Origin of the sequence: Sphingopyxis microcysteis (assembly GCF_012274265.1) — a bacterium.
Taxonomy (GTDB): domain Bacteria; phylum Pseudomonadota; class Alphaproteobacteria; order Sphingomonadales; family Sphingomonadaceae; genus Sphingopyxis; species Sphingopyxis microcysteis.
Map to the genome: position 1 here is coordinate 283,298 of NZ_JAANYY010000002.1, position 25,590 is coordinate 308,887.

Below are 25,590 nucleotides of genomic sequence, written 5' to 3' on the forward strand. Positions count from 1 at the left end.
AGGCGGGCTTGGCGCTTTTGAGTTATTTTTTCGGGATGAACAGCGTGGCTTCACACAAATTCTCGGCGCGGACACAGCTGTCGGCCCTCCTTTTGGCAGGAACGATGCTCGGAGCGCCGGTGATGGCGCAGGAGGTCGCGCCGCCAACCGTCCCAGCGCCCGCTCCCGAAGCGGCGCCCGCCGCGACCACGGTCCAGTCGATCACCATCGTCGGCAACCAGCGGCTCGAGGCGCAGACAATCCTGTCGTACCTTCGCCTGCGCGTCGGCCAGCGCTATGACCGATCGATCCTCGACCAGGCCTTGAAAGACCTTGCCGCGACCGAGCTGTTCAAGGATTTCCAGATCACCGACAACAATGGTGCGCTGACGATCGAGGTCACTGAAAACCCGGTGATCAACCGCGTCATCCTGGAAGGCAACAAGCGCCTGAAGGAAGACAAGATCCGCCCCGAGATCAAACTCGCGCCGCGTCAGATCTTCACCCGCTCAAAGGTCCGCGCCGACGTCGCGCGCATCATCGAACTCTACAAGCGGCAGGGCCGTTTTGCCGCGACCGTCGAGCCCAAGATGGTGTCGCTCGACCAGAACCGCGTCGACGTCGTTTTCGAAATCAACGAGGGGCCGAAGTCGAAGGTTCGCCAGATCAGCATCATCGGCAACGAAAAGTTCAGCGACGGTGACCTGAAGGACGAGATGGCGACCAAGGAATCGGGGCTGCTGACGATCCTGTCGTCGAACACCAGCTACGACCCCGATCGCCTCGCCTATGACCAGCAGAAGCTGCGTCTGTTCTACCTGCAGAACGGCTATGCCGATTTCCGCGTCATTTCGGCGGTCGCCGAGCTGACCAGCAACAAGCAGGACTTCATCATCACCTATGTGGTCGAGGAAGGCGAACGCTACAAATTCGGCGACGTCGATGTGAAGAGCGAATTGCGCGATTTCCAGCCCGAGATGCTGAAGACGCTGCTGCCGATGAAAACGGGCGACTGGTATGATGCCAAGCTGGTCGAGGACACGGTCGAAAGCCTGAGCGAAACCGCCGGCCTGTTCGGCTATGCCTTTGCTGACATCAACCCTGAATTCCGCCGCGACGCCGAAACGCGGACGATGCAGATCACCTTCAACGTCGCCGAAAGCCCGCGTACATACGTGGAGCGCATCGACGTCAACGGCAACACGCTGACCCACGACAAGGTCGTGCGCCGCGAATTCCGTCTGAACGAAGGCGACGCCTTCAACAGCTTCGGCATCAAGCGTACCGAAAACCGCATCAACAGTCTGGGTTATTTCCAGGAAAATCTCGAGATCGAGCGCAAGGAGGGCAGCGCCCCCGACCGCATCATCCTGGAAACCAATGTCGAGGAAAAACCGACCGGCGAATTGTCGCTGTCGGCGGGTTTCTCGTCGATCGAGAATTTCCTGCTCCAGGCGTCGATCCGCCAGCGCAACTTCCGCGGCCTCGGCCAGCAGTTGCAGGCGTCGGTCAACTATTCGAGCTATTCGAAGTCGGTCGAGCTCGGCTTTACCGAACCCTATCTGTTCGACCGCAATATCTCGGTCGGCGGCAGCATCTATCGCCGCGATCTGAACTCGTTCAACTTCATCAACAATGATCGCCAGACGACGTTCCAGCAGGTGACCACCGGGTTCCAGCTCAACGCCGGCGTGCCGCTCACCGAATTCATGTCCTTCTTCGGACGTTACAGCCTGAATTATGACGATGTGACGCTCGACCGCGGCATCTATTTCTTCGGCAACCAGTGCGACCCGCTCGTCGCCGGGCGCTATCTGTGCGATGCGATCGGCAAGCGCACGACGTCGCTGATCGGCTACACGCTGGCCTATGACGACCGCGACAATCGCCTGCGCCCGACGCGCGGCCAGTCGCTGTCCTTGAGCCAGGATTTCGCGGGTCTCGGCGGCAGCGTCAAATATGTCCGCACCCGCGCCAATGCGTCGAAGCACTTCAACCTGGGTAGCCGTTTCGTCCTCAACGTGTCGGCCGAGGGCGGCTATATCTATCCCTTCGGCAGCGCCCCGACCCCGGGCAGCGACAAGGTGCGCCTGACCGACCGCTTCTTCCTCGGCGAACCGCAGATGCGCGGTTTCGACATTCGCGGCGTCGGCCCGCGCGTGATCCGCTATTCGGTCGACAATACCGACCCCGCCAATCCGATCGTGATCACCGAGGGCGACCGCGACCGGGGTCAGATCGACGACGCGCTCGGCGGCCGCGCTTATTATCAGGGCCGCCTGGAACTCGACATCCCGCTCGGCACCGGGGCCAAGGAACTGGGGCTGCGGCCGTCGATCTTCCTCGACGTCGGTTCGGTGTTCAGCGTCAAGCGGCCGACGCTGACCACGCTCGCCAATTTCCGCGAAACCAATCCCGCCGCGCCGGGCTTTGGCCTGATCAAGTCGCTGTGCCGCAACGCGACGACGGGAACCAGCCAGTTCGCCGACGAAACGACGACGACGCCGCCGGGCGGCGTGCCGACGGGTACCGGCCAATATACCAGCTGTCCGACCGGCTTCTCGCGCCTCGATCCGTTCGAGGAACGCTTCTTTGGCGACAGCTGGATGCCGCGCGTTGCAGTCGGCGCCGGGGTCAACTGGAACTCCCCCTTCGGTCCCTTCCGGATCGACTTCGCTTACGCCCTTCGCAAAGAAGAGGGCGATGATACCAAACGCTTCTCATTCAACGTAGGAACCCAATTCTAATGAAGAAAATTCTTGTCGCCTCGGCGCTGGCCATCGCCACGCTGTCGGTTTCGCCGATCGTTTCCGCACCTGCGATCGCGCAGGCAAAGGGCGTCGGCGTCGCTGACGTTCGCGTTGCGGCCGCGCGCTCGAACGCCTTTACGGTCGCCTCGCAGCAGATCGAAACCACCTACAAGGCCCAGATCGATCAGCAGCAGTCGCGCGGCCAGACCCTGCAGGCCGAAATCAACGTCCTGATCGCCAAATATAATGAAGAGGCGAAAAAGACCCCGCAGAACCAGGCCGCGCTGCAAGCCGCCGGCAAGGCCGTTCAGGACAAGCGCCAGGCGGCGCAGGCGGAACTCGGGCAGATCGGCGCGCCGATCGAACTCGCGATCGCCTATGTCGAAGACCAGATCAGCGTTCGCATGAACGAAGCGATCCGCGCCGCAATGGTCGCGAAAAAGATCGACCTGCTGCTCAACCCCGATGCGGTGCTGGCGCGCGAAAACAATGTCGACATCACCGACGCCGTCGTGACCGAACTCAACCGCATCCTGCCGACCGTATCGACCGCGGTTCCCGCCGGTTACCAGCCGGGCCAGCTGGTCCAGCAGCGCAACCAGCAGCTGATGGACGCCGCTCGTGCGGCGCAGCCGGGCGCCACGCCCGCCGCACCGGCGCCGACCGGCACCGCGCCGACGACGCGTTAATATCGTGTCCGACGGGGATAAAGCAGCAGGGGCGATGGGAGCGGCGGACGTCCGCCGGATCCTGACGTTGCTGCCGCATCGTTATCCGATGCTGCTCGTCGACCGGGTGGTTTCGATCGTGCCCGACACGTCGATCCACGCGGTCAAGGCGGTGACGATGAACGAGCCCTTTTTCCAGGGCCATTTCCCCGGTCGGCCGATCATGCCCGGCGTCTTGATCGTCGAGGCGCTGGCGCAGGCCGCCGGTGTCCTCGCTATCGAATCGATGGGGCTCGCCGGGACCGGCAAGCTCGTCTATTTCATGGCGATCGACGGGGCGAAGTTCCGGAAGCCGGTCGAACCCGGCTGCCTGCTCGACCTGCACGCCACGATCATCCAGGCCAAGCGCAGCGTCTGCCGTTTCGAGGGCAAGGCGATGCTCGACGGCGTCCTGGCGGCGGAATGCCAGTTCACTGCGATGATTGCCGATCCGCCGAGCGACTAAGCCAACACGCCTTCTCGTCATCCTGGCGAAGGCCGGGATATCACCCGTGCATCCTTACGCCCCGGCGGGATCCCGGCCTTCGCCGGGATGACGGAAGGGCGACCCGCAAGCCCACTTGCGGAATCGGGATTTCGCCACTAAAGGCCGCACCTTCGCGTTTCCGGACGCACAGACTCACGCTGCTGGTCGGTAACCAGCGGCACAGGAGCTTAAGACATGAAAAAAGACATTCACCCCGACTATCACATGATCACGGTCAAGATGACCGATGGCACCGAATATCAGACGCGCTCGACCTGGGGCAAAGAGGGCGACACCATGACGCTCGAAATCGATCCCACCGCGCATCCGGCCTGGACCGGCGGCACCGGACGTCTGCTCGACGCGGGCGGCCAGGTTGCGAAGTTCAACAAGCGTTTCGGCGGTCTGTCGCTCAAGCGTTGATGGCCGTCGCCCCCGCGAAGGCGGGGGCCGCTATCGACATAGCGCAAGGCCGACTGCGGTCCCCGCCTTCGCGGGGACGCCGATCAGCCCAAAATCTTTGCAAGCGCGCTTTGCCACCCGGCAAGGCGCGTTTTGCGTTTTTCGGCATCCAGCGCGGGGGTGAAGCGCGTGGTGGTGCCGCGCATCGCTTTCGCCGCGCTCGCCAGATCGGGGTAGAGCCCCGCGCCCGTCGCCGCCAGCATCGCCGCGCCAAGCGCGGTGCTTTCGACAAAATCGGGGCGTTCGACGGTCAGGTCCAGCATGTCGGCCAGATCCTGCGCCATCCAGTCGTTTGCCGCCATGCCGCCGTCGATGCGCAGGTCCGCCCAGTCGACCCCGTCGGCGGCGAAGGCGGTTTTCAGGTCGTGCGCCTGATACGCCTGCGCCTCCAGCGCGGCGCGCGCGACATGCGCCTTGGTGCTGGCAAAGCTGAGGCCAGAGATCGCCGCGAGCGCATCGGGCCGCCAATGCGGCGCACCAAGCCCGGTGAGGGCAGGGACCAGATAGACCCCGCCATTATCGGCGACCGATCGCGCCAGCCCCTCGCTCTCACCCGCGCTCGCGAGCAGTCCCAGCCCGTCGCGCAGCCATTTGATCAGGCTGCCGGCGACGAACACCGATCCCTCCAATGCATAGGAGCGTACGTCGCCTTCCTGCACCAGCACCGTCGCGAGCAGGCGATTGGCCGAATGCGGGCGCGTCGTGCCGCTTGCCGACAGGATGAAGGCGCCGGTGCCAAAGGTCGCCTTGGTCTGCCCCGGCGACAGGCACGCCTGGCCGATCGTCGCCGCCTGCTGGTCGCCAGCCATGCCGCAGATCGGGATTGCGCCGCCGAACAGCGCGGGATCGGTCGTGCCGACGCTGGTCGTGCAGCCGGTGATTTCGGGCAGTAGCGACATCGGGACGTCAAGCAGGTCGCAAAGCCCCGCGTCCCAACCGCCCGCGCCATTGATGTTCATGAGCAAGGTGCGCGACGCGTTGCTCGCATCGCTCACATGCACCCCGCCGGTCAGGCGATAGACGAGATAGGATTCGATCGTACCGACCGCCAGCCGGTCGCCCGCCTCGCGCAGCTGTGGCCAATGCTTCAGCGCCCAGCCGATCTTGCTCCCCGAAAAATAGGGATCGAGCAGCAGCCCGGTCGCCTCCTGCACCGCGGCCTCATGCCCCGCACCCTTCAGTGCCGCGCAATCGTCGGCGGTGCGGCGGTCCTGCCACACGATCGCGGGCGCTAGCGGCTCGCCAGTGGCGCGGTCCCAGAACACCACCGTTTCGCGCTGATTGGTAATCCCGATTGCGGCGACCCGGTCGCCCCCCCCGGCCTTCTTGATCATCGCGCGGGTGCAGGCGAGCGTCGCCTCCCAGATTTCGGCGGCATCATGTTCGACCAGCCCGGGGCCGGGATAATGCTGCCGAAACTCGCGCTGCGCGCTGCCCAGGGGGGTGCCGTCGGCGGCGAACAACATCGTCCGGGTCGAGGTCGTCCCCTCGTCGATTACGATGATCTTGTCCGCCATGATGCTCTCCCGCTTTGGCCGTAACCTTGCCGCAGCGCCGCAGGCGACTCAAGAGCGGGGCGCGGGTCAGATCGTGTCGAGCGGGATGCGCAGATAGCGTCGCCCGTCGGGGTCGGGCGGCGGCAGTTCGCCGGCGCGGATGTTGACCTGCAACGATGGCAGGATCAGCTGCGGTGCGGCCAGCCCCTTGTCGCGCGCGCTGCGCATCGCGACGAAATCGGCTTCGCTGACCCCGTCATGGACATGGATGTTCGCCGCGCGCTGCTCGGCGACGGTCGATTCCCATTCGGGTTCGCTGCGGTCCCCGGTCGGATAGTCGTGGCAGGTGAAAATGCGCGTTTCGGCGGGCAGCGCGAAAATCTTGCGGATCGACCGATAGAGCGTCGCCGCGTCGCCGCCCGGAAAATCGGCGCGCGCCGTACCATAGTCGGGCTGGAACAGCGTATCGCCGACGAAGGCTGCGTCGCCGATTCTATAGGTCACGCACGCCGGCGTATGCCCCGGCGTGTGGATCACTCCGATCGTCAGTTCGCCGAGCGGCAAGCTGTCGCCTTCGTCGACCAGCCGCGAAAAGGCGCTGCCGTCGGGAACGACGTCGCTGGCGGCGAACAGCGGCGCGAAGATGCGCTGGACGTCGCCGATATGGCGGCCGATGACGATCGGGGCGCCGGTGCGTTCGTGAATATGATGCGCCGCGGTCAGATGGTCGGCATGGGCGTGCGTTTCGAGGATCCATGCCAGGTGCAGCCCGCGCGCTTCGATCTCGGCCAGCAGGCGGTCGGCGGCGGCGGTCGAGGTGCGCCCGTCGCGCTGGCTGAAACCCAGCACCGGGTCGATGATCGCCGCAGTGCCGCTCTGCGGATCGGCGACGATATAGCTGATCGTATTCGTGTCCTCGTCGAAAAAGCCGGTGACGTCGGGGGCGGGGGTCATGGTGAGTCTCCTTTGCCAATATATTAGTGCTTGCTAAATTAGAATCAACTAATATATTGGCGCCATGTTCGACCTGACCCGTTTCGACCTCAGCCTCTTCGAAGCCAGCGCTGGCCGCGCCGCGACATTGCTGCGTCTGCTCGCCAACGAAAAAAGGCTGATGATCCTTTGCCAGCTCGCCGATGGCGAATTGGCCGTCGGCGATATCCAGTCGCGCGTCGGCCTGTCGCAATCGGCGCTGTCGCAGCACCTCGCGCTCCTTCGCGCCGAGGGCATCGTCGCAACGCGCCGCGAAGGGCAGGCGATTTTTTACCGGCTCGACGACCCCGCCGCGATGCGGGTGATCGAGACGCTCGCCGAACTTTTCTGCCCCCCTGAAATGAGGAAGTCCTAATGACCACCAAACTCACCGGCCTCACCCCGGCAGAGGTGCATGCGCGCATGGCGGGCGGGCGCGCCATTCTGGTCGATATCCGCGAGGCCGACGAATATGCGCGATCGCATATCGCAGGCGCGGTGTCGCAGCCGCTCTCCGGCTGGGAACAGGCGCATCTCGCGATCGAACCCGCCGCCGACGTCATCTTTACCTGCCGCTCGGGAATGCGGACCGCGGGCGCGTGCGACCGGCTCGCCGCGCGCGTCACCGGCGAGGCGTTCGTGCTTGCGGGCGGGATCGACGGCTGGCGGCGCGCAGGCCTTCCGGTGGCGACCGATCGCTCGGCGCCGCTCGAAATCATGCGCCAGGTCCAGATCGCCGCGGGCGCTTTGATCCTGATCGGTGCGTTGCTCGGCACCCTGGTCGCCCCCGTCTGGTTCGGCCTGTCGGCTTTTGTCGGTGCCGGGTTGCTGTTTGCCGGGCTCAGCGGCTTTTGCGGGATGGCCCAGCTGCTGATGCTCGCGCCGTGGAACCGGCACCGGGCGACCTGACATGCGCGCCGCCCGGACTTTCCTGACCGCGTTGGACCGCCGCCTGTGGCGCCCGCGCTGGCTGGCGCGCCGTGCCGAGGCCATTTTTCGCGGCGCGGTCAGCTTGATCTTCATCGTTGGCGGCCTCGGCCATTTTGTCGAGCTGGACCAGATGGTGCAGCGGATCGAGGAATCGCCCTGGCGTGATCAAGTCGCAATGATCGGCGATCCCGCGATACTGCTGTGGCTGAGCGGCGGTGTGTTCGTTCTGTTCGGACTGTTGCTGGCATTGGGGTTGCTTCAGCGTCTGTCGGCGCTGCTATTATTCGTGACGCTGGTTCCGATCACCCTTTCGATTCACCTCGCGCCGGGGCATGTCGGCCCCTTGCTCAAGAACGTCACCATTCTGGGCGCGCTGGTGCTCCTCTACGCGCAGCCGCGCCCGCAAAGCTGATGGAAGCGCTGCTGCTTGCGCTGCTCGGCGGCTTGCTCGTCGGGTTGCTGCTGACGCTGTTCGGCGGCGGCGGGTCGGTGCTGGCGACGCCGTGGCTGATCTATGTCGTCGGGGTTGCCGACACCCATGCCGCGATCGCGACGTCGGCGGCAGCCGTCGCCGTCAACGCCGCGACGGGGTTGTTGGCGCAAGCAAAGGCAGGCCGCGTCAAATGGCCCTGCGCGTCGGTGTTCGCCGTTGCCGGGCTGCTCGGATCGGTGCTGGGCGCGCGGCTCGCGATGACGATCGACGGCGATCAACTGATCCGCGCCTTTGGCGCCGCGATGATCGCGATCGCCCTGTCCATGCTGATCCCCCGCAAGAACGAAGGCAATCCGGGGGTGCGCCTGACGCCGGTCATGGTGTGGAAACTGGCGCCCGTGGGCCTGGTCGCGGGCCTCGCGGCGGGATTTTTCGGGATCGGCGGCGGCTTTCTGATCGCACCCGGGCTGATGGCCGCGACGGGCATGACGCTGGCCAACGCGTCGGCTTCATCGCTGGTGTCGGTGACCTTGTTCGGCAGCGCGACCAGTGCGACCTATGCCGTGCATGGCCAGCTCATATGGTCGCTGTTCGCCGCGCTCGTCGCCGGTGGCGCGCTTGGCACACTCGCCGCGATGCCGATCCTGCGCCGCATCGAAGCGCACGCGCGCATCCTTCGCCTTGCCTTCGCGCTGCTGGTGATCGCCGTCGGTCTGTTTATCATTTTTGGCTAGCATCTTGCCAATCGGGCTTTTTCATGCCATATATTGTGCAGCGCAGCATGGCGGACCTATCCGCCGCAACCACCGGCAGCGTGATTTCCCGCCCATTTTCAGGCGCGGGCGAGCCGGACCAGCGCTTTGTCCCCAGAGGCACCCTTTCACGCGGGTCGTTTCGAACCCGCGGCCCGTGCGCCGTCCGTTCGATGCGAACGGATGCGCCTGCGCGTCGCCCTATGTGAGTATTTTATGACGACTTTTAACGACTTTGGCCTGCACGCCGACATCAATCGCGCGCTTGCCGCCAAGGATTACAGCCAGCCGACCCCGATCCAGATGCAGGCGATCCCGCCGCTGATGAAGGGCCGCGACCTGTGTGGTATCGCGCAGACCGGCACCGGCAAGACCGCCGGCTTCTCGCTGCCCTCGATCCACCACCTGATCACCTATCCGCACAAGACCAACCCGCGCAGCTGCCGGATGCTTGTGCTCGCGCCGACGCGCGAACTCGCGGCGCAGATCGCGCAGAGCTGCCGGGACTATGGCCGCTTTACCAAGCTGCGCGTCTCGACCGTGTTCGGCGGCGTGCCCGTTGGCAAGCAGATCCGCGACCTTGCGCAGGGCGTCGAAATCCTCGTCGCTACGCCGGGCCGCCTGCTGGACCTCATCGACCAGCGCGCGCTGCGCCTCGATGATGTTGAAATCTTCGTTTTGGACGAAGCCGACCAGATGATGGACATGGGCTTCATCCATTCGCTGCGCCGCATCGCCAAGCTGCTGCCCTCGCGCCGCCAGAACCTCTTCTTCTCGGCGACGATGCCGAAGGAAATCGCGCATCTCGCCGAACAATTCCTCGAAGATCCCGTGACCGTGTCGGTGACCCCGCAGGCGACCACCGCCGAAAAGATCCGCCAGTTCTCGACCTTCGTCGAGCAGAAGGAAAAGCAGGCGCTGCTGCACCATGTCATCAAGACGTCGGACATCGACCGCGCGCTGATCTTCACGCGCACCAAGCATGGCGCCGACCGCGTCGTCCGCCACCTGAAGGGCGCGGGCATCGAAGCCTATGCGATCCACGGCAACAAGAGCCAGGCGCAGCGCACCACCGCGCTGCAGGCCTTCCGTTCGGGTCAGGTGCGCCTGCTCGTCGCGACCGACATCGCGGCGCGCGGCATCGACGTGTCGGGCGTGTCGCATGTCATCAACTTCGAGATTCCGAACGTCCCCGAACAATATGTTCACCGCATCGGCCGCACCGCGCGTGCCGGGGCAGAGGGCATCGCGATCAGCTTCGTCGCCCCCGATGAGCGCACCTATATGCGCGACATCGAGCGCGTGACGCGAACCAAGTCCGAACCGATGGCGCTGCCCGAAGGCTTCAACGAGCTCGTGCGCAACCTGCCCAAGCCCGCGGCGCCGCCGCGCGATACCGGCAGCAAGGGCCGCAATCCGCAGCGCCAACGCGACGAAGCGCTCGCCGGGCGCGGCGAGGGCGGTCGCGGCGGCAACCAGCCGCGCGGCGACCGCGGCCCGCGCCGCGACGGCGCCGCCGCCGATGGCCAGCCGCAGCGCAAGCGCCGCTTCCGCCCGCGCAACAAGAGCGTCGGCGCGCACAAGGGCGCGGTCAAGCGCGTCGGTTGAGGCGGTAAATTATTCTCTTTCTCCGTTTGTGCTGAGCTTGTCGAAGCACCGTTCTTTCCTTTAGCGTGGCTGAAAGAAGAACGGCCCTTCGACAGGCTCAGGGCGAACGGGGAAGAGAATGACCGAGCAAGTCGCTACGCCCATCGACACCCGCCAGAGCGAACGCAAGGTCATCCTCGCCTCTTCGCTCGGCACGGTGTTCGAATGGTATGATTTCTACCTCTACGGCCTGCTGGCGACGGTCATTTCGGCGCAATTCTTCTCGGGCGTCAACGAAACCACCGGCTTCATCTTCGCGCTCGGCGCCTTCGCGGCGGGCTTTGCTGTAAGACCCTTTGGGGCGATCGTATTGGGGCGGATCGGCGACCTCGTCGGGCGCAAGAACACCTTTCTCGTCACCATGGGCCTGATGGGCGTGTCGACCTTCCTCGTCGGCGTGCTGCCCAGCTACGCGTCGATCGGCGTCGCCGCGCCGATCCTGCTCGTGCTGCTCCGCCTCGTCCAGGGGCTTGCGCTTGGCGGCGAATATGGCGGCGCCGCGACCTATGTCGCCGAACATGCGCCCGAGGGCAAACGCGGCCTGTTCACCAGCTTCATTCAGACGACAGCGACGCTTGGCCTGTTCGCGGCGCTCGGCGTCGTCATCGTCATCCGCTCGGTGATGGGCGAAGCGGCGTTTGCCGACTGGGGCTGGCGAATACCTTTCCTGATCTCGGTGATCCTGCTCGGCGTGTCGCTGTGGATCCGCCTCCAGCTCGAGGAAAGCCCGGTCTTCAGGCAGATGAAGGAGGAAGGGACGACGTCAAAGGCGCCGCTCACCGAGGCGTTCGGGCGCTGGGCGAACCTCAAATGGGTGCTCGTCGCGCTGTTCGGCGCTGTCGCGGGGCAGGCGGTCGTCTGGTACTCGGGCCAATTCTACGCGCTCTTCTTCCTCGAAAAGACGCTGAAGGTTGATGGCGCAACCGCGAACATCCTGATCGCCATCGCGCTCGCGCTCGGCACCCCCTTCTTCATCTTCTTCGGCTGGCTCAGCGACAAGGTCGGGCGCAAGCCGATCATCCTCGCGGGCTGCGCGCTCGCGGCGCTCACTTACTTTCCGGCGTTCCAGATGCTGACCAGCGCCGCCAACCCCGCGATGGCGAAGGCGCAGCAAAATGCGGCGGTCATCATGGCGGCTGACCCCGGCGCCTGCTCGTTCCAATTCGACCCGATCGGGCGCAACAAGTTCGAGGGCAGCGGCTGCGACATCATCAAGTCGACGCTGGCGAAGGCGGGCGCGACCTACACGGCGTTCACGCGCGAGCGCATGACGGGCGATCCCGCGCGCGTCCGCATCGGATCGCGCGTCCTCGCCGCGCCCGACCCGTGGCGCCTTGCCGAAGAGGATCGCGCCGGAGCGATCGCGGCCTTCCGCTCGGACCTCGAACGCGCGCTGGCTGACGCCGGCTACCCTGCCAAGGCCGACCCGGCGGCCATCAACAAGCCGCTCGTGGTCGCGATCCTCTTCTACCTCGTGCTGCTGGTGACGATGGTTTACGGCCCGATCGCCGCGCTGCTGGTCGAGCTCTTCCCCAGCCGCATTCGCTACACCGCGATGTCGCTGCCCTATCATATCGGCAACGGCTGGTTCGGCGGCTTCCTGCCGACAACGGCGTTCGCGATGGTCGCCGCGACGGGCAATATCTATTACGGCCTGTGGTATCCGGTCGTCGTTGCCGCGCTGACCGTCGTCATCGGGCTGTTGTTCCTGCCCGAAACCTTTCGCCGTCCGATCCACGAATAGCGTGCATTGACGCGGCGCGTCGGCGCGCTAGGTTCGCCCCGCCTTGAGGGGGGCGTGACATGATGATCGACGACGACGAATTTGACCCGCCGCCGCCGCGGCGCCCGTTGTTCCGGCGCAAGCGGGTGCTCATCCCGCTCGGCCTGCTCGTCGCGATTCTCGCGCTTTTCTTCGCGCTGCGCACCTCCGATACCGACCGCGACGCGATGATCGCCAAATATGGCGGGCCGAACGCGACCTTTGCCGCGGGGCCCGCCGGCCAGCGCATCCATTACCGCGACCAGGGCAAACGCGACGGACCCGCGATCATCCTGCTCCACGGCTCGAACAGCAGCCTGCACACATGGGAACCGCTGGTGCAGCGGCTGGGCGGGGACTATCGCATCGTCACGCTCGACCTGCCCGGGCATGGGTTGACCGGCGGGACGCCTGACAAGGACTATGGCGCCGACGGCATGGCGGCGGCGGTCGATGTCGTCGCGGCCAAGCTGGGACTCGATCGCTTCATTCTCGGCGGCAATTCGATGGGCGGCTGGGTGTCGTGGCGTTATGCGCTGGCGCAACCGGAGCGGGTCGATGCGTTGCTGCTGCTCGACGCTGCGGGGATGCCGCTGCGCAAGGGCGAAAAGGCGCCCGAATCCAATATCGGCTTCCGCATCCTTAAATATCCCGCCGGACGCTGGCTCGCGACGCAGATCACGCCGCGCACGCTGGTCGAACAATCGCTGCGCGGTTCGGTCGCGAAGCAGGCGATCGTCGATGAAGCGATGATCGACCGCTATTGGGAACTGCTGCGCTTTCCGGGCAATCGCGAGGCGACGGTGCTGCGCGCGAGGCTGGACCGCGAGCCCGCGATGGCGGCGCAGGTCGGGCAGATCAAGGCGCCGACATTGATCCTGTTCGGTGACAAGGACCGCTTGATCAACCCCAGCGCCGCGCAGACCTTTCATGAGCGGATTGCGGGGTCGGAAGTCGTCCTGCTCAAGGACATCGGTCATTTGCCGATGGATGAAGACCCCGATGCGACCGCGGCGGCGATCGCCGATTTCCTTACGCGGCGGCTTGCCGCGCCGCCGCCGGCTGGTCCAGAAACGCGCTGATCCGCGCCGCGATGGCGGCGGCGTGGGTAAAGGGGAACAGGTGCGATCCCGGCACCACCTCCAGCACCGCGCCGTCGATCAGGCTGGCGAGCATCTGACCATAGCAGGCGGGCACGACGCTGTCGCGCTCGCCGGTCAGGACCAGCGTTGGCACCGTCTTCAGCCCCGGCAGAAACGCCGCGCTACTCCACCCCGCCATGGCGGCGGTCTGATACGCGATGCCGAGCGGCGTCGCTGTCTGGATTTTCAGCCCGCTCGCCAGCATGTCGTCGTCGAACAGTGCGGTCCAGCCGATACCCGGGGCGCCCATCACGGGCGTCGTCGCCATCAGCACCAGGCGGCGAACGCGCCCCGGAAACTGGATCGCAATCTGCTGCGCCAGCGCGCCGCCCCAGCTGAACCCGGCGATATCGAGCATTTTGTGACCCAGCCGCTCGGCGATTTCCATCACCACCGCGGCGATCGTCGATGCGCCATAGGGCAACAGCGCGTCGGGCGAGCCGCCGACGCCGGGCATGTCGAGCGTCCACACCTCGCGCCCGTGCATCTGCGCCAGCAGCGGCGCAGCGGCGGCGATGTCCGCGCCGATACCGTTCAGGAACAACAGCGGCGTGCCGCCGACATCGGCCCGCCAGCGCGCCACGCGCAGCGTCAGGCCATAGACATGTTCGGTGCTGATGGCCGGGCGGCCGCTGATCCTGCTCATGGCATCGGGCTTGGCATATCCCGATGACATCCGAAAGGCCGGAGGCGCTTATTCGGCCTGTTTTGCCTTTGCCGCCGCCTGTTCATAGCGCAGGCAGTCGAAAATCTTTGCGCCCGCCAGGAACACCGCGCCGCTGCACGCGACCAGCAACAGCTGGCCGCCGATCCCGGGATATTCATGGAGATAGGCGCTGCCGCGCGCCATGGCGCCCACTGCCAGCGCATAGATGATCAGGCACGCTTCAAAGCGGGTCTTGATGACGAACAGGCGTCCGATTTTTTTCAGCATCGCAGTTTACCGAGCAAGAGCCATGCCACTGGCGCAAAAGCGGGATTCGTCGCTCCGGGCTTATGGTAAACTGTAAGTTAATCCGACAGCGGAGGGAAGAGCGGACGTGGCGACGGGCGTCGACGATGGTGGGGGTGGGGGCGAGCGGAGCGGCAAAGACAAGCCCTCCCCTTCAGGGGAGGGCAGCGAGACTTGCGAACTTGTTCGTTAGTCGCAGCGGGTAGGGGCCAGCGGCCTTGCGCAAGGCCGACGGCCCCCACCCCACTACGACTAGGCAGCAAGCTGCCAAGTCTCCGTTGCCCCTCCCCTGAAGGGGAGGGGCTGCTTTTTGCTTACGTCCGCAACCGGTCGCTAACTGCCGTTCAAAGCGCAGCGTTTACCCTCCAAGCCACCCAGTAACCTCACCCGCCACCTTGTTCGCCGCGCGGGTCAGCGCTTCGCCGACCGGCTTCGCCTCGATCTCGCCGCCGATCGCCTCGCGCGCTTCGAAGCGGCGTTGGCTGACCGTCTTGCCGCCCGCCGACACCAGCATCGCCTGATAGACGACGACCGCTTCGCCGGTTCGCGCGTCGACGCCAAATTCCATAAGCTGCCCGGCGAGCTGCTCGCCCGGTGCGGTCAGATATTGCCCTTCGTCGAGTACGACGCGCGCGGTACCCGCGGCGACGGTTTCGGACACCAGCCGCTGGAACAGCCGCTGCGGCGCTTCGACCCATTGCGCGTCCTTGACGTACGTCACGCTGCTATTGTCCTGCTGTACCGGGATACGCGTCGTGCGCAGTTTCTGCGGCGCGGTCGGGATCAGGATGGTCAGCGTCGACGCGTCGGCGGCGGTGCGCGCCGCGCCTGCTGCGGGCGCCGCTGCGGCATCGAGTGTCAACAGAAAGGGCGGCGTCTTGCCGCTGAGGCCGATGCACGCCGACAGCGATACGGCGAGCGTGGCGGCGAGGAGCGGGGTGCGGAGGTGGCGGATCATGATCGTCCTCATTTCTTGTAATCGGGCAGCTTGCTGCCGCCCAGCACGGCGCCGGCGCCTTGCTGGTCCAGCTTGTCGGTCAGGCTGGACAGCGAGGCGGAAGTGCGGCGCAGGTCGCGGATCAGCGCATTGGCTTCGGGGATCGTCGTCTGGCTGAAGGTTTGCAGGCCGGGCCGCGCGTCGGCGATCGCGCCCTCCAGCGTCTTCATCGATTCATTCGCTGATGCCAGCGTATCGCGCAGGTTCCGCATCGCCGGGTCGACATTGCGGTCGATCGTTCCCTGGGTCGCGGCGGCCAAATTGCCGATCTGTTCGGCGGCGACCCCGGTCTGCTGGATCGCGATGCGCGTGTCGGCGAGCGCGCGTTCGATCGCGGGGCCATTGCGCGCGAGGATCGCGGTCGATGCTTCGACATTGTTCAGGATGCCGCGCATGCTCGCCTGATTTTCGTCGTCAGCCAGTTCGGCGAGGCGCTCGGTCAGCGTCGACAGCCGCTGCAGCAATTGCGGCGCGGTGTTGAGCAATTCGCCGAGGCCGCCGACGCGGGTCGGGATGACGGGCTTGCCCGCCGGCCCCTTGTCGGTGATCGCGGGCGCGCCCTTGACCGCGCCGTCGAGCGAAATTTGCGAGACGCCGGTGAAGCCGACCCCCTCGATCGCGGCGGTCGTGCCTTGCAGAACGGGGACGCCCTCGTCGACCTCGATCCGCACGCGGACAAATTGCGGATCCTCGGGCCACAGGGCGATTTCGCGGACCTGCCCCGATGGCACGCCCGAAAATTGCACCGCGGCTCCCTTGTTCAGCCCGTCGACCGACTGTTTGAAAAATATGTCATATTCGCGCTTCTCGCCGCCGGTGTCATTGGCCAGCCAAACGACGAAAAAGGCGAGGGCCGCCGTAAAGAACAGGACAAAGGCGCCGACCAGGACGTTGTTCGAGCGAGTTTCCATCAGCTTTTCCTATCGTGCCGTTCGGCGGCAATGTTGCAGCCGGCGGCTGCGCGGCCGCGGGGGCCGTTGAAATAATCCTGTATCCACGGATGCTCGGTGGCAAGCAGTTCGGTTATGGTGCCGACCGCGATCACCTTCTTTTCGGCAAGCACCGCGACGCGGTCGCACGTGGCATAGAGCGAGTCGAGATCGTGGGTGATCAGGAACACGGTCAGCCCCATCGTGTCGGCAAGCTCGCGGATCAGCTCGTCGAATTTGGCGGCCCCGATCGGGTCGAGCCCGGCAGTCGGTTCGTCGAGGAACAGCAGCGCGGGATCGAGCGCCAGGCTGCGCGCGAGGCCAGCGCGCTTGACCATCCCGCCCGACAGCTCGGCGGGATATTTCGGCCCGGCGTCCGGGGGCAGGCCAACCATCGCGACCTTGTAGGCCGCAATTTCGTCGAGCAGTTTCTGGTCGGTGCGCGGATAATATTCGCGCAGCGGCACCTGGATATTTTCGGCCACGCTGAGTGTAGAGAACAAAGCCCCGCCTTGGAACATCACGCCCCAGCGGCGGCGGAGGTCGCGCGATTCCTCTTCGTTGGCGATCGCGTCCAATGTCTTGCCATAAACCTCGATCTCGCCCGCCGCGGGGGCTTGCAGGCCGATGATCGAGCGCATCAGCACCGATTTGCCCGTGCCCGATCCGCCGACGACGCCCAAAATCTCGCCCGACCGCACGTCGAGGTCGAGCCCGTCATGGATCACCGCGTCGCCGAACTGGTTGACCAGGCCGCGGATACGGATCGCATAATCGAACGCATCGGGGCGCACCGCGTCGGCGGCGGCAAGCTCCTCAGCGACCTGTTCGTCGATTTCGTCGCTCATCAGTTCCACCCGATCGACGAAAAGAAGACCGCGAACATCGCGTCGAGGACGATGACGAGAAAGATTGCCGCAACCACGGCCGAGGTTGTGCGCTGCCCGACTTCCTCGGCATTCTGGCGCACCTGCATCCCTTCGTAGCAGCCGGTAACCCCGATCAGGATGCCGAACACCGGCGCCTTGATCAGCATCGCCCAGAAATCGGTCATCGGGATGATGTCGCGCAGCAGCTGGATATAAGTGAGCGGCGCGATGTCGAGCCCGATCCAGCAAAACACGCCGCCACCGATGATCGCGCAAATGCTGGCGTAGAAGCCGAGCAGCGGCATCAATATCGTCGCGGCGGCGACCCGCGGCAGCACGATCGCCTCCATCGGCGAGACGCCGATGGTGCGCATCGCGTCAATTTCTTCGGTGAGCTTCATCGTGCCGATTTGCGCCGCAAAGGCCGATCCCGACCGGCCCGCGACCATGATCGCGGTCATCAGCAGGCCGAGCTCGCGGATCGATGCGCGACCGACCAGGTTGATCGTGAACACCTCTAGCCCGAACTGGCGAAGCTGCACCGCGCCCTGCTGCGCGACGACGATCCCGATCAGGAACGTCATCAGGCCGATGATGGGCAGGGCATCGACGCCAACCGTCTGGAAGCGGGTGACGATGGCGTTCCACCGCAGCCGTCGCCGCGCGCGCAACTGGGTGCCGAGCGCCATGATCATCGCCCCGAAGAAACCGATGATCCCAATCAGCTCGTGCCACACCGACCGGCTGGCGATCCCGACCTGTTCCAGCATCCGGATCAGCGCGGGTCGGCGGTCGCGGTGGACGCGATATTCGCTCTTGTCACTCGCCAGCGCATCGAGCAGCCGCTGCGCCGCCGGGCTGGCGCCGGTGACCTTTGCGCCATGTTCCTTGACCGTACGGGTGACGATCCATGCGCCGACGGTGTCGATCCGTTCCAGCGCCGACAAATCGAGCGAAGCGATCGGTCCCAGCGCATCGAGTCGCGCCGGCAGATCGCCGAGCCGCGCCAGCGTCAGCCGACCGGTGAAGCGGATGTCGGCGCCGTCCGCGCCCTCGCTCTGTTCGAAATCCGCTTTGGCCACCATCGTGCGGAGGACATTGTATTATTTGCCCCATGACGGCAAGCGAATCCCGCCCCCTTGGCCGCCGCGCGGGGGCACACTATGCTGGTCCTATGGAAACCCCGCCGCTCGCTCCGCCACCCGACTACCCGCACCGCGTGGCGATGTACGACATGGACAGGACGATAACGCGTTCAGGGACTTACAGCGGGTTTCTGATGCATGTTGCACGGCGGCGGCAGCAATGGCGGCTATTGTTGCTACCGCTGGTCGGCCTGGCCGGGGCTGCCTATGCGCTGCGCCTGATCGACCGGTCGCGGCTGAAGGCGATCAACCTGCGCCTGCTGGTGGGACGGCGCTTTGCGCGCGCCGAAATTGCGCCGCTCGCCGCAAGCTATGCCGACAAGGTGGTGGCGCGCGGGCTGCATCCCGCGGCGCTCGAACAGATCGCCGCCGACCGCGCGGCGGGTTACCGGCTGCTGCTCGCGACCGCGTCTTTCCATCTTTACGTCGATGAAATCGCCAAGCGACTGGGCATTGAAGATGTGCTGGCGACGCGGCTCGATGAACCCGACGGCGCCGATCATATTCACGCCCGGCTATCGGGCGACAATTGCTATGGCGACGCCAAATTCGCGCGGATCGACGGCTGGATGGCGGCCAATGCGATCACGCGCGATGCCGTGCATATCCGCGCTTATTCGGACCATGTGTCTGACCACCCGATGCTGCGTTTTGCCGATGAAGCGGTCGCAACGACGCCATCGCGCGGGCTGAAGAAACTGGCGCCGCAAATGGGGTGGTCAGTGGTCGACTGGCGGGGGAAGCGCTGACTCTTAATCAGTTGCCGTTTCCCCGCGAAGGCGGGGATCCATCACCAGCCGGTCCAACCTTGCACCGATCGGCGATGGGCCCCTGCCTTCGCAGGGGCGCAATCCAAAACCGACCAAATATAGTCAAACCGCGTCCAGTGCCTGCGCGAAGTCGGCGATCAGATCGTCGGCGTCCTCGATCCCGATCGAGATGCGGACCAGATTGTCGGTGATCCCCAGCGCTGCCTTGCGCGCGTCGGGGACCGACAGGTGCGTCATTGCGGCGGGGTGGCTGGCCAGTGTTTCGGTGCCGCCCAGGCTCACCGCGAGCTTGGCGATCTTGAGCGCGTCGAGGAAGCGGAAGCTTTCTGCCTCGCCGCCCTTGATGAACAGCGAAAAGGTCGAGCCGGCGCCGGTGCAATGGCGCTCGAAAATATCCTTCTGCGACCCGTCGGGCAGGAAGCCGAGATAGCCCAGCCCCTCGACCTTGGGGTGATCGCGGAGGAAGGCGCAGACCTTTTCGGCATTTTCGCCCGCGCGGCTCATACGCAGTTCCACCGTTTCCAGACTGCGCAGCAGCATCCACGCGGTGTTGGGGTCGCAGATCGTGCCGATCGTGTTGCGCATCATCCGGATCGGACCGAGCCAATGCTTCGATCCCAGCACCCCGCCTGCGACCAGATCGCTGTGCCCGCCGGCATATTTGGTCAGGCTGTAAAGGACGATGTCGGCGCCATGCGCCAGCGGCTTCGACCACAAGGGGCCGAGGAAAGTATTGTCGATCGCGATCGGCGGCCGCGCATCGGCGGCAAAGGCGGCGTCGGTCGCGGCGCGCATCGCTTCGACGTCGACCAGCGCGTTGGTCGGATTGGCGGGGCTTTCCAGATAGACCATCGCGACCTTGCCGCCCTGATCGGCGGCCATCTGCTTGGCGCGGACGAGGATCGCGTCCATGTCCTCGCGCGACGCTTCGGCGGGGAAATCGACATAGGTGGCGCCGAAGCGCGACAGGATGCGCGCGATCAGCGTCTCGGTCGCGGCATAGAGCGGTCCCGAATGGACGATGACGTCGTTCATGCTGACATGCGCGAGCAGCAGCGTGGCGATCGCCGACATGCCGCTGGAGAACACCAGCGCATCCTCCGCCTTTTCCCAGACGCCGAGGCGGGCTTCCAGGATTTCCTGATTCGGCCCGTTGAAGCGCGAATAGACCAGGCCGTCGGCGCCGCCGGGACGCTTGCCGGTGATCCCCTCGAAATGGCGCTTCCCAGCCGCCGCGCTTTCAAAGGCGAAGGTTGATGTCAGGAACACCGGTGGCTTCAGCGATCCTTCGGACAGCATCGGGTCATAGCCATAACCCATCATCAACGTCGCCGGGGACAGCGGACGCCCGCCAATCTCGGTGACGTCCTGCTTGGGCTTGCGGCGCGGCGAGGTACCGGTGAGGTCGCTATTGTCGATCGGGGGCATGAAGATTTCCTTGGGGCCAGATTAGTTTCGCTTGCAACTAGCGCCCTTTGCCCCGCGCGTCACCCCGCGATCGCAAGTGCCGGTAGGAAGGGACCGTAGCCCTGAGCTTATCGAAGGGCGGCTATTCACGAGAAGCGCCCTTCGGCAAGCTCAGGGCTACGGTGATGCCCGCGACTGCGAGCTATGCGATCATAGCCATCGCCCAGATCACCCCGATGAGCAGCGGCACGCCGATGATGTCGAGCGTCAGTCCCGACTGTAACATGCGGGGCAAGGCGATATGGCCCGTCGCCCACGCCAGCGCGTTGGGTCCGGTCCCCGACGGCAGCATGAAGCCCCAGCTTGCCGCCATGGCGACGGGCAGGGCGAGCAGGACCGGATCGACCCCGGTCGCCGCAATCAGCGCCGCGAGCACCGGCATGATGCCGCTGGCGGTTGCGACATTGCTCGCAAATTCGGTGATCAAGATGGTCAGCGCGACGATGATCGCGGCGAGTGCGATCGTCGGGATGCTGCCGAGCGGCGCCAGCACGGCGCCGAGCCACGCCGCCAGTCCGCTGGCGGTGATGGCCGCGGCGAGCGCCAGCCCGCCGCCGAACATCATGATCACGCCCCACGGCGCGCGATCGGCCTCTTTCCAGACGAGCAGCGGCCGCCCGGTACCGTCGGGCAGGACGAACAGCAGCAGGCTGCCCGCGATGGCGATCGTGCCGTCGGTCAGTGCCCCCTTGGGCAGCAGGGGTTCGAGCCACGGCTGCGCCACCCAGGCGAGGAACACGAGCAGAAAGACGGGGACGACCCGGCGCTCGGCGATCGACCAGATCGCCTGCTTGCCGAGCGCGGCGGCGGCGCCCGGACCATCGAACGCATGCGCCGAAAGCCGCTGCACCCGCGCGATGATGAAAAGCGCCGCCGGGGTCGCGAGCAGCACGACGGGGACGCCGTAGAGCATCCAGTCGAGGAACGAGATGCGCAGCCCAAGTGTCTTTTCGATCAGCCCCGCCGCGATCGCATTGGTGGGGCTGCCGACCAGCGTGCCGAGCCCGCCGATCGACGCGGCAAAAGCGATCCCCATCATCACCGCCCCGGCAAAACCCTCGGTCTCGCCCTCGCGAATGCCACCGGCGCGGACGACGGCCAGCGCGATCGGAACCATGATCAGCGCGGTCGAGGTGTTCGAAATGAACATGCTGAGCAGCGCGGTTGCCGCCATGAAGGCGAACAGCAGCCCGGTCGCGGTCGGCGCGGCGCGCTTGAGCAACGCGAGCGCGAGGCGGCGATGCAGCCCGACGCGCTCGATCGCCAGCGCCAGAAAGGCGCCGCCGAGGATCAGGAACAGAATGGGCGAATAATATTCCTTGGCGATCGCATTGGCGTCCATCACCCCGAAGGCGGGCACGAGCAGGAAGGGCAGCAGCGCGGTGACGGTCAGCGGCATCGCCTCGGTCATCCACCAGATCGCCATCAGCACCGTCATCGCCGCGACGTGCCAGGCGGTCGTTTCCATGCCTGCGGGGGCGGGCAGGGCGAGCATGACGATGAAGCTCAGCAGGCCGCCGATCAGTCCAAACAGGCGCGTCCGTGTCATCCGTCCCCCATCGATCTACCACTTACCTGTCATCCCGGCGAAGGCCGATATCTCGTCGTCGCAACATGACGAACCGGTGAGATCCCGGCCTTCGCCGGGATGACGGGATAAGTGTGTCGCTACCTCAATCCGATCACCGACAACTGACGGCCATAGGAATTTTCCCCTTTGTGGCACGCGCGGCGATAGCTGAAATAATCGTGCTGCAAGGCATAGGTGTCCTGTCCGCCGATGGCAATTCGGGTGACCCCGGCGGCGGCAAGGCGCGCGGCGACATAGGCGGCGATGTCGAACATCGCATGACCGGGCTTGCCCGCGGCGAAGAAGCGCTCGTTCGCCGGATCGTCGGCGGTGAAGCGCTCCACAAATGCGTCATCGACTTCATAGGAGGTGCGTCCGATGCACGGGCCGATCGCGGCGGCCATGTTCGCGCGGTCCGCGCCAAGGCTTTCCATCGCGGCGAGCGTTGCGTCGGTGACCCCGGCCAGCGCGCCTTTCCAGCCCGCATGCGCGGCGCCGATGACACCGGCTTCGCGGTCGGCGAACAGCACCGGGACGCAATCGGCGGTCAGGATGCCCAGCACGATGCCCGGGTTGCGCGTCGCGAGCGCGTCGGCCTCGGGACGTGCGGAAAGGTCGCTCGTGGCATCGACGACGACGCAGCGATTGCCATGGACCTGATAAACGCCGGTCAGCGCCGCGCCGGGCAGCACAGCATCGGCGACGCGCCGCCGGTTTTCGGCGATCAGCGCCGGATCGTCGCCCGAGCCAAGGCCGCAATTGAGCGATGCGAGCTCGCCCGTTGAAATCCCGCCGCGGCGGCCGAAAAAGCCGTGTGCGATGCCGTCCAGCGGCGGCGCGGTGACAAATGGGGCGCTCACAGGTCGAGCCTGAAAAAACGGTCTTCGTCGATATGGTTGCCGACGCGGAACGCGTTGCGACCGACGTCGTAAAAACCATAGCGGCGGTAGAAGGCCTGCGCGCGAGCATTTTCGGTAAAGACCGAGAGGTAGAGCACCGACGCTCGTGCGCGCGCCCAGCCAATCCCCCAGTCGGTCAACCGCGCGGCCACCCCAGTGCCCTGCGCGGCTTTGCCGACATAGAGCTGATGGAGCTCGACGGCATCGTCGATGGGCTGATCGGCGGGCAGGTCGAAATCGAGCGGACCCATTTTGATATACCCCGCGATCGCGCCTGCCGCATCCTCTTCCACCGCAATGGCAAATTGCGGATCGGCAATCTGGGCGCGGACGCGCGGCACCGGATTCCACTCGGCCAGAAACGCGGTCAGGTCGGCGGGATCATAGATATGGCCAAAGGTTTCGATGAAGGTCGCCTCGGCAAAGGCGCTGATCGCGGCGGCGTCGTCTGCCGTGGCGCGTCGGGGGGCGGTCATGCCATATCTCCTGAAAATCCGGCGGGTGGCGGCCAGCCCGCCGCGCTAATCGCCATCACCTTGAACAAATCGCCCATCGCCTGCGGGTCAACCAGCCGGTCGCGCTGCCCCTGCAATTCGGCGGCGCGGGTCGGGGCCGCGGCGGCGAGCGATGCCAGCCGCGCGTCGATCCCCAGCCGCCGCAGCCAGTCGCCCTGCGTCGCCACCGCCCCGATCCGGACGCCCGGCACCGCCGCGGCGCCAGCGAGGGCGGCGAAGTCGACATGTGCGGTCAGGTCGGCCTCGCCCGGATCGGTGAAGGCGTCGGCGAAGCAATGCGCCTTGACCGCTTGCAACGTGTCGCCCGCAGCCGGGCCGACATAGCCATAATCGATCGCCAGCATTGCGCCGCCCTGCCGCGCGATGCGAAAGGCGCAGCGCTGCATGATCGCCGCGGCAACCGGGGCGGTTTCGACGATCGTGCCGACATTTTTGCTGCGCAGCATTTCGGGGATCGCGGCCGCCGCGTTGGCGTCGCCCGGCACCGCGGCAAACACGTCGCCGCGACGTTCGACCATCCGCTCGCGCCAGCCGCCTGCGGTGCGGACATATTGATGTATCGGCAGCGCGTCGAAAAATTCATTGGCGACGATCAGCAGCGGCAGATCGTCGGGCAGCGCGTCGACCTCGTCATGATGGGTCGCGGCGGGCAGGCGCGCCGTTTGCGCCGCGCGCAGCGTCGGGCTGGTTTCAACGAGATCGATCCCCGCGGGGATACAGCCGAAGCGCGCCATCGCACGAAGCGCATCGGCGGCCAGCGTCCCGCGCCCCGGGCCCAGCTCGACATAGCGAAACGCGGGGTTGCCCGCGCGCGCCCACAGGTCGGCGATCCACACGCCGACCATCTCGCCAAACATCTGGCTGATTTCGGGCGCGGTGGTGAAATCGCCCGCGGCGCCAAGCGGGTCGCGCGTTGCATAATAATGGCTGTTCGCGGCGGCCATATAGTCGGCGACGGTCGTCGCCCGCGCCGCCGCGAGGTCGCCGATCAGCTGTTCGGGGGTCGGCGGTCCGTCACGCAACGCTGTCGGGTCCGGCGACCGGCTCGACCCGCTGGCGGCGCTCCTTCGCGGTGGCAACGAGCCAGAAACCGATAACCAGCATCGGGATGGTCAGCGTCTGCCCCATCGTCAGTCCCCACGACAGGGTGCCGAGCTGGACATCGGGTTCGCGCACGAACTCGACCGCAAAGCGGCTGAGGCCATAGATGATCGCCGCCATGCCGAACAGGAATCCCGGCTTGTAGCGCGCATCGGTGCGCCAGAAGAGGAAGGTCAGGATCGCCATCATCAGCAGCCCTTCCAGGCCTGCTTCGTACAGCTGGCTGGGGTGGCGCGGGTCCATCGTGCCGCTGTCCGGAAAGATGATCGCCCAAGGCACGTCGGTGGCGCGGCCCCACAGCTCGCCGTTGACGAAATTGGCCATGCGGCCAAAGAACAGGCCGAACGGAATGACGCAGGCGACATAGTCGCAGAAGCGCAGAAAATTGAGCTTCTCTTTGTGCGTCACATACCAGATCGCGATCAGCACGCCGATGACGCCGCCATGGAGCGACATGCCGCCGTCCCACAGGCGGAACACGCCGAGCGGCTCCTCGATATATTCGCCGAGGTTATAGAAGAGTACATAGCCCAGCCGCCCGCCGATGATGATGCCGAGCATCGCGTAGAAGATCATGTCGTCGGCATGACGCCGTGCCATCGGGGCGCCGGGCTGTGCGATCAGCTTGAGCAGATACCAATAGCCGACGAAAATCCCGGCGAGATAGGCGAGCGCGTACCAGCGGATCGGCAGGCCGAAGATGCTGAAGGCAACTTCGCTATTCTCTCCCATTAGGTCATGGAAGTTCACATATTGCGTTGCTTCGGCTAGGGTTGCAAAAAGAAACATAAAGTCGCGCGGTCCTTCCCCAGGAGAGGCCTCCCCATAAGGGGTTAGGCCAGCGAGACCAAGAGGAG

General features: G+C 65.6%; 26 protein-coding genes. 12 read left to right on the forward strand and 14 right to left on the reverse strand.

The window, feature by feature from the left end; all coding sequences use genetic code 11:
• Nucleotides 1-35: 35 nt before the first annotated feature.
• From bamA to rpmE, 4 genes are all read left to right on the forward strand, one after another.
• Nucleotides 36-2,726: an outer membrane protein assembly factor BamA gene (gene bamA / locus G9408_RS01225; protein ID WP_168452354.1), complete on the forward strand. Its 2,691-nt coding sequence runs from the start codon at nt 36-38 to the stop codon at nt 2,724-2,726.
• On the forward strand, nt 2,726-3,418 hold the full coding sequence (locus G9408_RS01230; RefSeq protein WP_168452355.1) for an OmpH family outer membrane protein: 693 nt from the start codon (nt 2,726-2,728) through the stop codon (nt 3,416-3,418). The genes bamA and G9408_RS01230 overlap by 1 nt, the downstream gene beginning before the upstream one ends.
• A gap of 34 nt (nt 3,419-3,452) precedes the next feature.
• Nucleotides 3,453-3,902 carry a 3-hydroxyacyl-ACP dehydratase FabZ gene (gene fabZ / locus G9408_RS01235; RefSeq protein ID WP_168452356.1) on the forward strand — a complete coding sequence of 150 codons (450 nt, stop codon included), beginning with the start codon at nt 3,453-3,455 and terminating at the stop codon, nt 3,900-3,902.
• Between the two features lie 216 nt (nt 3,903-4,118).
• Nucleotides 4,119-4,346: a 50S ribosomal protein L31 gene (gene rpmE, locus G9408_RS01240; protein WP_120216905.1), complete on the forward strand. Its 228-nt coding sequence runs from the start codon at nt 4,119-4,121 to the stop codon at nt 4,344-4,346.
• 83 nt (nt 4,347-4,429) lie between these two features.
• On the opposite strand, the gene G9408_RS01245 is transcribed toward rpmE, so the two are convergent.
• Together G9408_RS01245 and G9408_RS01250 are read right to left on the reverse strand one after the other, a co-directional pair.
• Nucleotides 4,430-5,902, reverse strand: a complete 1,473-nt coding sequence (locus tag G9408_RS01245; RefSeq protein ID WP_168452357.1) for a glycerol kinase — start codon at nt 5,900-5,902, stop codon at nt 4,430-4,432.
• 66 nt (nt 5,903-5,968) lie between these two features.
• Complete coding sequence (locus G9408_RS01250) at nt 5,969-6,835, reverse strand: MBL fold metallo-hydrolase (RefSeq protein WP_168452358.1); 867 nt, start codon at nt 6,833-6,835, stop codon at nt 5,969-5,971.
• A gap of 64 nt (nt 6,836-6,899) precedes the next feature.
• Between G9408_RS01250 and G9408_RS01255 the strand changes: the two genes are divergently transcribed.
• The 7 genes from G9408_RS01255 (at nt 6,900) to G9408_RS01285 (ending at nt 13,459) form a co-directional block, all read left to right on the forward strand.
• Nucleotides 6,900-7,229: an ArsR/SmtB family transcription factor gene (locus G9408_RS01255; protein ID WP_210423156.1), complete on the forward strand. Its 330-nt coding sequence runs from the start codon at nt 6,900-6,902 to the stop codon at nt 7,227-7,229.
• Entirely contained in the window at nt 7,229-7,762 is a 534-nt protein-coding gene (locus G9408_RS01260; protein WP_168452359.1) for a rhodanese family protein, read from the forward strand. Before G9408_RS01255 ends, G9408_RS01260 begins: the two co-directional genes overlap by 1 nt.
• Nucleotide 7,763: 1 nt before the next feature.
• The gene (locus G9408_RS01265) at nt 7,764-8,195 is read left to right on the forward strand and encodes a DoxX family membrane protein (protein ID WP_168452360.1); all 432 of its coding nucleotides are present in this window, start codon (nt 7,764-7,766) and stop codon (nt 8,193-8,195) included.
• A complete protein-coding gene (locus G9408_RS01270) occupies nt 8,195-8,950 on the forward strand; it encodes a sulfite exporter TauE/SafE family protein (RefSeq protein WP_168452361.1) in 756 nt (251 codons plus the stop codon). Before G9408_RS01265 ends, G9408_RS01270 begins: the two co-directional genes overlap by 1 nt.
• 234 nt (nt 8,951-9,184) lie before the next feature.
• Nucleotides 9,185-10,576 carry a DEAD/DEAH box helicase gene (locus G9408_RS01275; RefSeq protein ID WP_168452362.1) on the forward strand — a complete coding sequence of 464 codons (1,392 nt, stop codon included), beginning with the start codon at nt 9,185-9,187 and terminating at the stop codon, nt 10,574-10,576.
• Nucleotides 10,577-10,694: 118 nt separating this feature from the next.
• Nucleotides 10,695-12,359, forward strand: coding sequence for an MFS transporter (locus G9408_RS01280; protein ID WP_168452363.1), 1,665 nt, complete (start codon nt 10,695-10,697; stop codon nt 12,357-12,359).
• Nucleotides 12,360-12,418: 59 nt separating this feature from the next.
• Nucleotides 12,419-13,459: an alpha/beta fold hydrolase gene (locus G9408_RS01285; RefSeq protein ID WP_235957430.1), complete on the forward strand. Its 1,041-nt coding sequence runs from the start codon at nt 12,419-12,421 to the stop codon at nt 13,457-13,459.
• Here G9408_RS01285 and G9408_RS01290 read toward each other — a convergent pair.
• The 6 genes from G9408_RS01290 to G9408_RS01315 form a co-directional block, all read right to left on the reverse strand.
• Nucleotides 13,410-14,165 carry an alpha/beta fold hydrolase gene (locus tag G9408_RS01290; RefSeq protein WP_168452364.1) on the reverse strand — a complete coding sequence of 252 codons (756 nt, stop codon included), beginning with the start codon at nt 14,163-14,165 and terminating at the stop codon, nt 13,410-13,412. The two genes, G9408_RS01285 and G9408_RS01290, sit on opposite strands and share 50 nt — an antisense overlap.
• Before the next feature lie 48 nt (nt 14,166-14,213).
• On the reverse strand, nt 14,214-14,453 hold the full coding sequence (locus tag G9408_RS01295) for a hypothetical protein (RefSeq protein ID WP_120216892.1): 240 nt from the start codon (nt 14,451-14,453) through the stop codon (nt 14,214-14,216).
• A 376-nt stretch (nt 14,454-14,829) separates the two neighbouring features.
• Nucleotides 14,830-15,429: an ABC-type transport auxiliary lipoprotein family protein gene (locus G9408_RS01300; RefSeq protein ID WP_168452365.1), complete on the reverse strand. Its 600-nt coding sequence runs from the start codon at nt 15,427-15,429 to the stop codon at nt 14,830-14,832.
• Between the two features lie 8 nt (nt 15,430-15,437).
• On the reverse strand, nt 15,438-16,379 hold the full coding sequence (locus G9408_RS01305; protein ID WP_120215577.1) for an MlaD family protein: 942 nt from the start codon (nt 16,377-16,379) through the stop codon (nt 15,438-15,440).
• Entirely contained in the window at nt 16,379-17,245 is an 867-nt protein-coding gene (locus G9408_RS01310) for an ABC transporter ATP-binding protein (RefSeq protein WP_168452366.1), read from the reverse strand. The genes G9408_RS01305 and G9408_RS01310 overlap by 1 nt, the downstream gene beginning before the upstream one ends.
• A complete protein-coding gene (locus G9408_RS01315; RefSeq protein ID WP_168452367.1) occupies nt 17,245-18,351 on the reverse strand; it encodes an ABC transporter permease in 1,107 nt (368 codons plus the stop codon). The genes G9408_RS01310 and G9408_RS01315 overlap by 1 nt, the downstream gene beginning before the upstream one ends.
• Nucleotides 18,352-18,440: 89 nt before the next feature.
• Here G9408_RS01315 and G9408_RS01320 point away from each other — a divergent pair, with 89 nt between their 5' ends.
• Complete coding sequence (locus G9408_RS01320; protein WP_168452368.1) at nt 18,441-19,160, forward strand: HAD family hydrolase; 720 nt, start codon at nt 18,441-18,443, stop codon at nt 19,158-19,160.
• Between the two features lie 123 nt (nt 19,161-19,283).
• Here G9408_RS01320 and G9408_RS01325 read toward each other — a convergent pair whose 3' ends face one another.
• From G9408_RS01325 to lgt, 6 genes are all read right to left on the reverse strand, one after another.
• Nucleotides 19,284-20,609 (reverse strand): cystathionine gamma-synthase family protein, encoded by a 1,326-nt coding sequence (locus tag G9408_RS01325; protein WP_137870294.1) that lies wholly within the window; start codon nt 20,607-20,609, stop codon nt 19,284-19,286.
• Between the two features lie 181 nt (nt 20,610-20,790).
• Nucleotides 20,791-22,197, reverse strand: a complete 1,407-nt coding sequence (locus tag G9408_RS01330) for an SLC13 family permease (RefSeq protein ID WP_168452369.1) — start codon at nt 22,195-22,197, stop codon at nt 20,791-20,793.
• Nucleotides 22,198-22,316: 119 nt separating this feature from the next.
• Nucleotides 22,317-23,078: a peptidoglycan editing factor PgeF gene (gene pgeF / locus G9408_RS01335; protein ID WP_168452370.1), complete on the reverse strand. Its 762-nt coding sequence runs from the start codon at nt 23,076-23,078 to the stop codon at nt 22,317-22,319.
• A complete protein-coding gene (locus G9408_RS01340; protein ID WP_168452371.1) occupies nt 23,075-23,593 on the reverse strand; it encodes a GNAT family N-acetyltransferase in 519 nt (172 codons plus the stop codon). Before G9408_RS01340 ends, pgeF begins: the two co-directional genes overlap by 4 nt.
• Nucleotides 23,590-24,654, reverse strand: a complete 1,065-nt coding sequence (locus G9408_RS01345; protein WP_235957431.1) for a class I SAM-dependent methyltransferase — start codon at nt 24,652-24,654, stop codon at nt 23,590-23,592. The genes G9408_RS01340 and G9408_RS01345 overlap by 4 nt, the downstream gene beginning before the upstream one ends.
• Nucleotides 24,647-25,522 (reverse strand): prolipoprotein diacylglyceryl transferase, encoded by an 876-nt coding sequence (lgt, locus tag G9408_RS01350; protein ID WP_168452372.1) that lies wholly within the window; start codon nt 25,520-25,522, stop codon nt 24,647-24,649. Before lgt ends, G9408_RS01345 begins: the two co-directional genes overlap by 8 nt.
• Nucleotides 25,523-25,590 lie beyond the last annotated feature (68 nt).